The sequence below is a fragment of the Mesorhizobium sp. M0048 genome, assembly GCF_040323405.1.
GTDB lineage: Bacteria > Pseudomonadota > Alphaproteobacteria > Rhizobiales > Rhizobiaceae > Mesorhizobium.
Genome location: NZ_JAMYUV010000089.1, coordinates 1 through 10,234 on the forward strand (window position 1 = coordinate 1; position 10,234 = coordinate 10,234).

Consider the following 10,234-nt stretch of genomic DNA (forward strand, 5'->3'; position numbering starts at 1 on the left):
ATGCTCTTCCCATCGTCCACCTCCATCGAGGTGGATGTTGAATCAGCACAAAACGCAGCCGTCACATCACAATCGATTCATCGATCACAGGACGTGCTCTAGTGCCAGCGCTTCGCCGGCCCGCACTTCGGCGCCGACCGGCAACAGCCTGGTGATGCCGACGGCGTGATCGATCCTGTCGTCGGGCCGCGTCCGCCCGCCGCCAAGCCCGACCACGGCAAGCCCGATCTCGCGCGTCGCGATGCCGGAGACAAAGCCGTTCGCGCTCGCCTTGACCGCGAATTCCGTTGCCGCTTTCGGCAGATATTTTTCCGGATTGTCGACAAAGTCGGCGGGACCACCCAGTGCCGCCACCATGCGCGCGAAGATGGAAGCGGCGCGGCCGCCGGCCAGCGTCTCGGCGGCGCGGCGCAGGCCGTCCTGGTTGGACGACACCAGGCCTGCCGATTGCAGCATCTCGGCGGCCAGCGCCAGCGTCAAGTCCTCCAGCCGCCGGTCGCGAAAGCGGCCGGTGAGAAAATCGACGGCGTTGCGCATCTCGACCGCATTGCCGGCGGCGGAGGCCAGCGGCTCGTTCATGCCGGTGACCAGCGCCGATGCCTTCAGGCCGGCGCCATTGGCGACCTCGACCAGGCTGTTGGCCAGCGCGGTTGCGTCGCGCGATTTCTCCATGAAGGCGCCGTTGCCGACCTTGACGTCGAGCACCAGCGAACCAAGGCCGGCCGCCAGCTTCTTCGACAGGATCGAGGCGGTGATCAGCGGCACGGATTCGACCGTTCCCGTCACATCGCGGATCGCGTAGAGCCTGGCGTCGGCGGGTGCGAGGTCTGCGGTCTGGCCGATGATGGCGCAGCCGGTTTCAAGCACGGTCTTGCGGAAGCGCGCAACATCCGGCTGGCTGATATAGCCGGGGATGGCATCCATTTTGTCCAGCGTGCCGCCGGTATGGCCCAGACCCCTGCCGGAAATCATCGGCACATAGGCGCCGCAGGCAGCGACGATCGGCGCCAGCATCAAGGAGACATTGTCGCCGACGCCGCCCGTCGAATGCTTGTCGGTGACCGGGCCGGGCAGATCCGACCAGTCGAGCACATCGCCGGAATCGCGCATCGCCATAGTCAGCGCCACCGCCTCGTCGCGGCTCATGCCGTTGAAGAATACTGCCATGGCGAGGGCACCGACCTGTGCGTCGGTAACGGTGCCGGCGGCCAAGCCCTCGATGAAGAACGCGATCTCCTCAGCCGAGAGCTTCTGCCCGTCGCGCTTGCGGCGGATGATTTCCTGGGGAAGCATCAGGCGTCGACCCTGTGCTCCGGAAGCCCGTCCTGAAAAACACGCTGCAGGATGGTCGCCAGCCGCGCACCGCCGACCGGCGCCATGTCCTTGGTCTCCTGGTGCGACAGCTCGGCTCCGGTCATGCCAGCGGCAAGGTTGGTCACGACCGAACAGGCGGCGACGCGCAGCCCGAGGAAGCGCGCGAGAATGACCTCCGGCACCGTCGACATGCCGACCGCGTTGGCGCCCATGACGCGCGCCATGCGGATCTCGGCGGGCGTCTCGAAGCATGGGCCGGAGAACCACATATAGACGCCCTTGTGCAGCATGGTACCGGTCGCCTTCGCCGCCCGCTCGATGGCGGAGCGGAGATCGGCGTCATAGGCTTCGGTCAGGCCGACGAAACGGCGGTCGCTCGGTTCGCCGATCAGCGGGTTGGACCCCGAGAAATTGATGTGGTCGGTGATCAGCATTACCGAGCCCGGCCCCATCCCGGGATCGACCGAACCGGCGGCGTTGGTGAGGATCAGCCGGGAGATGCCGATGCCGGCGAGCACTTCCAACGCCGGCCGCATCGCCGCTGCGTTGCCGTGCTCGTAATAGTGTGCGCGGCCGGACAGCATCAGCACCGGCGTGCCGGCAAAGAGCCCCGCCACCACCTCGCCGGCATGGCCGCTGACACCGCTTCGGGGAAACCCCGGCAAGTCGGCGTAGGAGATGCGCACCGCATCCTCGACCTGGTCGACGAGCCCGCCAAGCCCTGACCCCAGCACCAAGGCCGTGGTCGGCGCCAGCCCATCCAGCCTTTCGACGAGGTGATCGAGCGCTTCCTTCATTTCAGCACATCGCCTTCAAACCCGTATGGCAACAACTCGCCCATGGTCACGGTCTCGACCACGCCGCTGTCATCGCAGAGATAGAACTTCGTTTCCGGCCGGCAGAATTCGGCCAGCCGCTGCCGGCAGCCGCCGCAGGGCGAGCATTTTGCCACGCGTTCGGCGATCACGGCGATTTCCGTGATCTTGCCGCCGCCGCCCATGACGTAGTGGCCGAGCGCGGTGGTTTCGGCGCACCAGCCCTCAGGATAGGACGCGATCTCGACATTGGCGCCGGTGAAGACACGCCCGTCCTCGGTGCGCAACGCCGCGCCGACCGGAAATTTCGAATAGGGCGCATAGGCCTTGGCCATGGCGGCTTTCGCCGCTTCGAACAGATCATGAGTCATGATAGATCAGCGTTCCTTGACATAAGGCACGCCGCCGGCGCGCGGCGGGATTGCCTTGCCGATGAAGCCGGCAAGCAGGATGACGGTCAGCACATAGGGCAGCGCCTGCATGAATTGCACCGGCACCTTGCCGATCAGCGGCAGCGGCGTGCCTTGCAGGCGGATCGACGCGGCGTCGAGGAAGCCGAACAGCAGGCAGGCGAACATGGCGTTGACCGGTTTCCATTTGGCGAAGATCAGCGCGGCCAGCGCGATGTAGCCCTTGCCGGCGGTCATGTCCTTCACGAAGCCGCCATTCTGCACCATCGACAGATAGGCGCCGGCAATGCCGGTGAGCACGCCGGTGCAAATCAGCGCCCGGTAGCGCAGCCAGGCGACCGAGATGCCGGCGGTGTCGACCGCAGCCGGGTTCTCGCCGACAGCGCGCAGGCGGAGCCCAAAGCGGGTGCGAAACAGCACCCACCAGGTGAACGGCACGGCCAGGAAGGCGAGATAGACCAGCACGGAGTGGCCGGAGATGAGTTCCGAATAGATCGGCCCGAGAATCGGAACGCCCCTGAGCGCATCCGCGCCCGGCCAGATGATTGCTTCGAAGCGCTCGCCGGCAGCCAGCGCCGGCGTGCGCCCGCCTTGCTGGAACCAGGCCTGGCCGAGCATGATCGTCGATCCGGCGGCAATGAAATTGATCGCGACGCCGGAAACGATCTGGTTGCCGCGATGGGTGATCGAGGCAAAGCCGTGGATCAGCGCGAAGGCAACCGAGATGAGGATGGCCATGCCGAGGCCGAGATAGGCCGAGTGGAAGACCGAGGCGGCGGCCGCACCGGCGAAGGCGCCGACAAGCATCTTGCCCTCGAGCCCGATGTCGAAGACGCCGGCCCGCTCCGAATAGAGGCCGGCGAGGCAGGCGAGCAGCAAGGGGACCGAAAGGCGGATGGTCGAGTCCAGGACCTGTACGATGGCGTTGAAGAAATCCATCTCAGGCGCCCTTCCCTTTGACCGCTTCCATGCCGACCGATTTCGGGCTGAGCGAGGCGAACAACGCCTGGACATAGGGCCGGAACATATGCTCGAGCGCGCCGGCGAACAGGATCACGAGGCCCTGGATGATGACGATCATGTCGCGGCTGATCGCCGGCATCTCGAAGGCGAGCTCGGCGCCGCCCTGGTAGAGCATGCCGAACAGGATCGCCGCCAGCACGATGCCGACCGGGTGCAGGCGACCCATCAGCGCCACCGCGATGCCGACGAAACCGGCGCCCGAAACGAATTCGAGCGCGACATTGTGCTGGTCGCCCATCGTCGGGTTGAGCGCCATCATGCCGGCCAACGCGCCCGAGATCATCATCGCAATGATGATGATGCGTATCTCCGAAATCCCGGCATAACGCGCCGCTTTCGGGCTGTGGCCATAGGTGCGCATCTCGTAGCCGAGCTTCGTGCGCCAGATCAGCACCCACACCAGAAAGGCCATGGCTAGCGCCAGCAGGGAACTGACGTTGAATGGCGCCGAACGGATTTTGGCGCCGAACAATTCGATGACCCAGTTGAGCTTCGGCAATTGCGCGCCTTCGAGGAAGGTGCGCGTCTGCGGCGCCATCGAGCCGGGCGGCTTCAGCATCCCCACCAGCGCATAGACCATGACGCTGGCGGCGATGAAGTTGAACATGATGGTGGTTATGACGATGTGCGAGCCGCGCTTGGCCTGCAGATAGGCCGGGATCAGCGCCCACAGCGCGCCCATCGCCGCGGCGGCGATAATGGCAATCGGGAAGGTCAGCCACCAGGGCAGCACGCTGTCGAAGGCCAGGCAAACGATGCCGATACCGAGACCGGCGATATAGCCCTGGCCCTCGCCACCGATGTTGAACAGGCCGCAATGCGCCGCAACCGCCACCGAAAGCCCGCTGAAGATGAAGGTGGTAGCATAGAAAAGTGTAAACGCGATGCCTTGGCCGCGACCGAAGGCGCCCTCGACCAGGATGACAGCCGCGCGCAACGGGTTCTCACCGACCAATATGACGACGAAGCCGGCAACGACGAAGGCGACGAACAGATTGATCAGCGGGATCAGCACGTAGTCGGCCCAGGCCGGGAGCTTGGCATAGGGAGTGCTCATTCCGCCGCCTCGCGCTGCTCGACGCCGGCCATCAGCAGGCCGAGCTCGCCCTCGGTCGCGTCGGGGCCGCGTTCGCCGACGATGCGGCCGGCAAACATCACCAGGATGCGGTCGGACAGCGAGCGGATCTCGTCGAGTTCGACCGAAACCACCAGCACCGCCTTGCCCTGGTCGCGCATGGCGATGAGGCGCTTGTGGATGAATTCGATGGCGCCGACATCGACGCCGCGCGTCGGCTGGCCGACGATCAACACGCCGGGATCTTGTTCCATTTCCCGCGCCAGCACGATCTTCTGCTGGTTGCCGCCGGAGAAATTGGCGGTCTTGAGGCGGCAGTCCGCCGGGCGGATGTCATATTTGACGATCTTGTCCCGGGCATCGTCACGGATGGCGTCGATGTCGAGAAACGGCCCCTTCAGATAGCGCTCATCGTCCTGGTAGCCGAGGATCGAATTCTCGTTCTCCTCGAAGGCCAGCACCAGCCCGACGTGATGGCGGTCCTCCGGCACATGAGCAAGGCCGCGCTCGCGCAGCTCGCCAGGGTCGGCGGCGCCGGTGAGGTCGATCGGCTTGCCGTCGAGCATGACCGAGCCCGAAACGGCATGCCTGATGCCGGAAATCGCCTCGAGCAATTCGGACTGCCCGTTGCCGGCGACGCCGGCAATGCCGACGATCTCGCCGGCATGGACGTCGAAGGAGACGTCGTCGACCATGGTGACGCCGCGGGAATCCTTGACCGTCAGGTTCTTGACCGCGAGCTTGACGCCGCCGGCCTTCGCCTCGCCCTTCTCGACGCGCAGCAGCACGCGCCGGCCGACCATCAGCTCCGCCAGTTCCTCGACCGTGGTCTTCCTAGTTTCGCGTGTCGCCACCATCGTGCCCTGGCGCATCACCGAGACGGTGTCGGTGATCGCCATGATCTCGCGCAGCTTGTGGGTGATCAGCACGATCGTCTTGCCCTGCTCCTTCAGCTGCCTGAGGATGCGGAACAGATGGTCGGCCTCGGCCGGCGTCAGCACGCCCGTTGGCTCGTCGAGGATCAGGATTTCGGCGCCGCGATAGAGCGCCTTGAGGATTTCGACGCGTTGTTGCAGGCCGACCGGCAACTCCTCGATGATGGCGTCGGGATCGACTTCGAGCCCGTATTCGCGCTCGAGCCGCTCCAGCTCGGAACGCGCCTTGGCGATGCTCTTCTTCAGCAGTGCATCGCTTTCGGCGCCGAGAATGACGTTTTCCAGGACCGAGAAATTGTCGACCAGCATGAAATGCTGATGGACCATGCCGATGCCGAGCGCGATCGCATCATTCGGTGTCTTGATCGATGCCGGCTGGCCGCCGACACGGATTTCGCCGGAATCGGCCTGGTAGAAACCATAGAGGATCGACATCAGCGTCGACTTGCCGGCGCCGTTCTCACCGACGATGCCATGGATGGTGCCCCGCATAATCTCCAGATTGATGTCGCGGTTGGCGCGCACGGCGCCAAAGCTCTTGTCGATGCCGATCAGCTCGATTGCGGCTTGCGCCATGCAGCCTGTTCCCACTGTTATTTTTTTACCGCTTGGTCAAACGCCTAGCATGACGCCCAGTCTATGCCAATTGGGTCTATGTCAATTGCCCGGAGCAGGGTTCACTCTCGACAAATCCCGCCATGCTTGTCAATTTCCAACGTGGCCGCAGCCTGCACAATCGCCTGATCGAGGATTTGAGATGACCATGCCCGCCCACATGCCCGACCACCGGCTGACGACGCTGGAAATCCGCGCCGCCGAGCAGGAGAAGACAATCGAGGAACTGTCAGGCCAGATCGCCGAGCAGTGGAAGGTGATCGAGCGCATGCAGCGCAAGCTCGACGCGCTGGCCGAGCGCTTCCTGGCGCTGGAGGAACAGGCCGCACCCGACGTGCCGGTGACCAAGCCGCCGCACTGGTGAGCGGCTGACAATGCAAAACCGCCGGGCTTTCACCCGGCGGCTCGTCAGTCTTCAATGTCGATCAATCAATACGGGCAGGCATTGTCCGACATGTAGTCGTGCACCTTGATGGTGCCGGCGATGATGTCGGCCTTGGCCTTTTCGACCGCTGCCTTCATCGCGTCGCCGACAAGCGCCTTGTTGTTGTCGTCCATGGCGTAGTCGACGCCGCCTTCCTTGAGGCCGAGATCGTTGACGCCGGCCGTGAACTTGCCGTCCTTGGCATCCATGAAGGTGTTGTAGACGGCAACGTCGACGCGCTTGACCATGGAGGTCAACACCTTGCCGGGTTGCAGGCCGTTCTGGTTGGAATCGACGCCGATGCCGAGCTTGCCGGCGTCGGCCGCTGCCTGCAGCACGCCGACACCGGTGCCGCCTGCCGCCGCGTAGATTACGTCGGCGCCCTGGTCGATCTGCGTCTTGGCGATCTCGCCGCCCTTGGCCGGATCGTTCCAGGCTGCCGGCGTATCGCCGGTCATGTTCTGGATGACGTCGGTGGCGCCGGCCGCCTTGGCGCCGCCTACATAGCCGCAGCCGAACCTGCGGATCAGCGGAATATCCATGCCGCCGACGAAGCCGACCTTCTTGGTCTTGGAAGCCATCGCCGCCATCACGCCGACGAGGTACGAGCCTTCCTGCTCCTTATAGACCAGGGAGCGGACATTGGGCTTGTCGACGACCATATCGATGATGGCGAATTTGGTGTCGGGGAACTCGGTGGCGATCTTGTCAAGCGCGTCGGCCCAGGAGAAGCCAGCCATGACGATCGGATTGCGGCCGTCCTCGGCGAAGCGGCGCAGCGCCTGCTCGCGCTGGGTGGCGTTGCTGACCTCGAATTCCACATAGGGGATGCCGGTCTCGGTCTTGAACTTTTCGGCGCCGTTGAAGGACGCTTCGTTGAACGACTTGTCGAACTTGCCGCCGAGATCATAGAGGATCGCGGGTTGAATGTCCGCGGCGAAGGCCGGGAGAACCATTGCAGCTGCGGCCATAAGGCCGAGAACGATACGTTTCATGTGATCCACACCCCTGTCGGTTATTTGTCCATTATGCACCGCATGCCGGCCCGGTTCTCCGGCAGGCATGCAGCGTCAGGCAGGAGTGTCTTCCTCCCGCTTCGGGTCAATCTGGCACGGCCCGAAACAAAATTCACGTGGAATTTTGACCCTTTGGAAAAGCATGGCGCCGCATCGCGGCGCCACAGCATATTCCTTGCGTCAGGGGCATAATCAGGCGGAGACGGCGGCCGGAATGGCGCAGGAGACGCCGGTTCCCCGCAGGCCGCAATAGCCGTAGGGGTTCTTCGCCAGATATTGCTGGTGGTCTTCCTCGGCGAAGTAGAATTCCGGCGCCGGTGCGATCTCGGTGGTGATCTTGCCGCGTCCGGCACCGCGCAGCGAAGCCTCGTAGGCATCGCGCGAGGCGAGCGCCGCCTGGTACTGCGCGTCGTTGAACGTATAGATCGCCGAGCGGTAGGTGGTGCCGACATCATTGCCCTGGCGCATGCCTTGCGTCGGGTCGTGACTTTCCCAGAACAGCTTCAAAAGCTCGGCATAGGACACGATCTTGGGATCGTAGACGACGAGCACGACTTCGGCATGGCCTGTGAGCCCGGTGCAGGTTTCCTGATAGGTCGGGTTGGGCGTGACGCCGCCGGCATAGCCGGCCGCCGTGACCCAGACGCCCTCGACCTGCCAGAACAGGCGCTCGGCGCCCCAGAAGCAACCCAGCCCGAACATCGCCGTTTCCAGCCCTTCGGGATAAGGACCCTTGAGCGGCCTGTTCGAGACGAAGTGCTTCGATGCAGTCGGGATCGGCCGGTCGCGGCCGGGCAGCGCCTCGGAGGGCTTCGGCAGGTTGAGCTTCTTGTTCAGCATGTCGCTGAGAAACATAGTGCGGTTTCCTTTTCTTCTTGGTTGAGCCTTCCCCGGCACGGGAACACCGGGTCAGGCTGGAAATGTCAGGTCGCGGCGAACCGCCCGCTGGGGCGCGGCCGCCTGTAGCCGATGGCGTAAAGAATGAACGCCAGCACCGCGAACACGGCGAAGCCGGGCTGGCTGAGCACCCAGGCGATGGCGCCATCCCACAGCAGCGGATTGACCTTGTCGCGGACGAAGCTTTCGAAGGCGCTGCGCGTATCCGGCGAGACCGCGAGCCAGCTGGAATTAAGCGGTGTCATCACCAGCGCCGAAGCCGCCACCGACCGTGTCGCATCGAGCACGGCCATGATGACCGAAACCGACAGCGCGACCATTGCAGCGAGACGAAAGATGAAGCGGAACATCCAGACCCTTCCTCCCCAGGAGATTATCAGAATGTCGTATCGGACTGTTAGATAGGATCTACTTGCTTCGCCTGCAATCGCGACACGCGAAGTTGAACCGGCGACCGCCGGTTCGCTGGAACCGGCGGCGCGCCGGACGGCGAGCACACCTCGGCCGCCCCTTTCGATAGGCTCCCTACGGGTGCTCCGGTAACATGGGGTGAGCATCCGTATCCGGCAAAGCGAATAGACTATCGTTATGTCTTGGCATTCGGCACCGGATCGACTAGATGAGCCCCGCGCCTGTTGCTTTGACGGCTCAGGTGTGGGGAAAGGGTATCCGCTGGTCGACGGCGCCCACGGCCGGAATTCCGGTCCGGAATCCCAAAGGAGATGCATCTCCCCAACCCGCGCGGCGAAACCGGCCGCGTCGAAAATGCTAAAGACGGAGAGGTGGCCGAGTGGTTGAAGGCGCACGCCTGGAAAGTGTGTTTACGGGAAACCGTAACGCGGGTTCGAATCCCGCTCTCTCCGCCAGATACCCACTTAAGCGTCTGTTATTGTTTCGCTTTGTGAGTTGCGGCCTTTCCGTTCCTAACGTCCGCAAACGATGAAGCTCGGCCACCATGCCGCCGCCCCTTTGTTGACTTTGCTTGGGAATCGGAGTGTCCGGAAAAAACCGCAGGGCAGCCCGCAGGATTCGCGTCTGCGGACCCCAATCCGCCCCGCCGGCGCCTACAGGCAATCTACCCCAACGCCCCCCAAGCGGCGCCGGCCACTTTCAGCCCCTTCGTTCGAAAGTTGGCTTCCAGTCGCGATTGCGCGCCCGCTGATGGCCTTCGTAGTCAGGAATGCATGCGAAGAAGGTCGGTCACGGCCGGCAGCCTTGCAATTTGAGCAGACAAAGAGCCCGACCAAGTCGTCATGCATCGAGCCGTGGTCATGGCCGAGCCTGTCAATCAGCGCCTGGATGTCAAGTTTCGTCGATTTGCAGCACATCGGGTGCGCACAATTGACTTAGATGGGTTCGCGGGCGGACAGAGTGTCGGCGAGGGTCTTTCGAGTCATGGCGATTCTCCGTTGAAGGGGCTCGCCGCAACGGGAGGATTATATTCCTTAATGCTGATCCCCTGCATTGTCTCGTGCGGAATGGGCTCTCCGGCATTAGACAGGGATATCCGGAGTTCGCCGTCTCGGGTGGTGGCTTCGACCTTAATGGGCATGCCCGCGGCACAAAGTTACCGGTTCGAATCCTGTCGGGTGCAGCATTGCCGCGGTTCGCTTGCCGACAACTATTCCTGCTGGAATTGACAGGGCCAATCTTCAGGCCTCGTCAAGCCAGAAGGCAACTCGGTCCGGGCGTCTCCGCAAGCCATGTTGA

General features: G+C 63.7%; 9 protein-coding genes, 1 tRNA gene and 1 pseudogene. 2 read left to right on the plus strand and 9 right to left on the minus strand.

The annotated features are described in order from the left end of the window. Nucleotides 1-93: 93 nt before the first annotated feature. From deoA to NKJ84_RS32250, 6 genes and pseudogenes are all read right to left on the minus strand, one after another. A pseudogene (gene deoA / locus NKJ84_RS32225) lies at nucleotides 94-1,293 on the minus strand (thymidine phosphorylase); the annotation flags it as partial. Continuing rightward, nucleotides 1,293-2,111, minus strand: coding sequence for a purine-nucleoside phosphorylase (locus NKJ84_RS32230; protein ID WP_352509887.1), 819 nt, complete (start codon nucleotides 2,109-2,111; stop codon nucleotides 1,293-1,295). The pseudogene deoA and the gene NKJ84_RS32230, both read right to left, overlap by 1 nt. Continuing rightward, entirely contained in the window at nucleotides 2,108-2,500 is a 393-nt protein-coding gene (cdd, locus tag NKJ84_RS32235) for a cytidine deaminase (protein ID WP_352509888.1), read from the minus strand. Before cdd ends, NKJ84_RS32230 begins: the two co-directional genes overlap by 4 nt. A gap of 6 nt (nucleotides 2,501-2,506) precedes the next feature. Further along, complete coding sequence (locus NKJ84_RS32240; protein WP_352509889.1) at nucleotides 2,507-3,478, minus strand: ABC transporter permease; 972 nt, start codon at nucleotides 3,476-3,478, stop codon at nucleotides 2,507-2,509. A gap of 1 nt (nucleotide 3,479) precedes the next feature. Beyond that, nucleotides 3,480-4,619: an ABC transporter permease gene (locus NKJ84_RS32245; RefSeq protein ID WP_352509890.1), complete on the minus strand. Its 1,140-nt coding sequence runs from the start codon at nucleotides 4,617-4,619 to the stop codon at nucleotides 3,480-3,482. Further along, nucleotides 4,616-6,148, minus strand: coding sequence for an ABC transporter ATP-binding protein (locus NKJ84_RS32250; protein WP_352478115.1), 1,533 nt, complete (start codon nucleotides 6,146-6,148; stop codon nucleotides 4,616-4,618). Before NKJ84_RS32250 ends, NKJ84_RS32245 begins: the two co-directional genes overlap by 4 nt. 181 nt (nucleotides 6,149-6,329) lie before the next feature. On the opposite strand from NKJ84_RS32250, the gene NKJ84_RS32255 reads away from it, so the two are divergent. After that, entirely contained in the window at nucleotides 6,330-6,551 is a 222-nt protein-coding gene (locus NKJ84_RS32255; protein ID WP_352509891.1) for a SlyX family protein, read from the plus strand. Between the two features lie 65 nt (nucleotides 6,552-6,616). On the opposite strand, the gene NKJ84_RS32260 is transcribed toward NKJ84_RS32255, so the two are convergent. The 3 genes from NKJ84_RS32260 to NKJ84_RS32270 form a co-directional block, all read right to left on the minus strand. Continuing rightward, entirely contained in the window at nucleotides 6,617-7,606 is a 990-nt protein-coding gene (locus NKJ84_RS32260) for a BMP family lipoprotein (RefSeq protein WP_352509892.1), read from the minus strand. 213 nt (nucleotides 7,607-7,819) lie between these two features. Then, nucleotides 7,820-8,482: a peptide-methionine (S)-S-oxide reductase MsrA gene (msrA, locus tag NKJ84_RS32265; protein WP_352509893.1), complete on the minus strand. Its 663-nt coding sequence runs from the start codon at nucleotides 8,480-8,482 to the stop codon at nucleotides 7,820-7,822. A gap of 68 nt (nucleotides 8,483-8,550) precedes the next feature. Continuing rightward, nucleotides 8,551-8,874 (minus strand): hypothetical protein, encoded by a 324-nt coding sequence (locus tag NKJ84_RS32270; RefSeq protein WP_352509895.1) that lies wholly within the window; start codon nucleotides 8,872-8,874, stop codon nucleotides 8,551-8,553. A gap of 426 nt (nucleotides 8,875-9,300) precedes the next feature. Between NKJ84_RS32270 and NKJ84_RS32275 the strand changes: the two genes are divergently transcribed. Further along, a tRNA-Ser gene (locus tag NKJ84_RS32275) sits at nucleotides 9,301-9,390 on the plus strand. Nucleotides 9,391-10,234 lie beyond the last annotated feature (844 nt).

Excerpts from the sequence above, each read along its gene's own strand:
- NKJ84_RS32245 (WP_352509890.1), bottom strand. The coding sequence starts at position 4,619 with ATGAGCACTCCCTATGCCAAGCTCCCGGCCTGGGCCGACTACGTGCTG.
- msrA (WP_352509893.1), bottom strand. The coding sequence starts at position 8,482 with ATGTTTCTCAGCGACATGCTGAACAAGAAGCTCAACCTGCCGAAGCCC.
- cdd (WP_352509888.1), bottom strand. The coding sequence starts at position 2,500 with ATGACTCATGATCTGTTCGAAGCGGCGAAAGCCGCCATGGCCAAGGCC.
- NKJ84_RS32270 (WP_352509895.1), bottom strand. The coding sequence starts at position 8,874 with ATGTTCCGCTTCATCTTTCGTCTCGCTGCAATGGTCGCGCTGTCGGTT.
- NKJ84_RS32255 (WP_352509891.1), top strand. The coding sequence starts at position 6,330 with ATGACCATGCCCGCCCACATGCCCGACCACCGGCTGACGACGCTGGAA.
- NKJ84_RS32250 (WP_352478115.1), bottom strand. The coding sequence starts at position 6,148 with ATGGCGCAAGCCGCAATCGAGCTGATCGGCATCGACAAGAGCTTTGGC.
- NKJ84_RS32230 (WP_352509887.1), bottom strand. The coding sequence starts at position 2,111 with ATGAAGGAAGCGCTCGATCACCTCGTCGAAAGGCTGGATGGGCTGGCG.
- NKJ84_RS32240 (WP_352509889.1), bottom strand. The coding sequence starts at position 3,478 with ATGGATTTCTTCAACGCCATCGTACAGGTCCTGGACTCGACCATCCGC.
- NKJ84_RS32260 (WP_352509892.1), bottom strand. The coding sequence starts at position 7,606 with ATGAAACGTATCGTTCTCGGCCTTATGGCCGCAGCTGCAATGGTTCTC.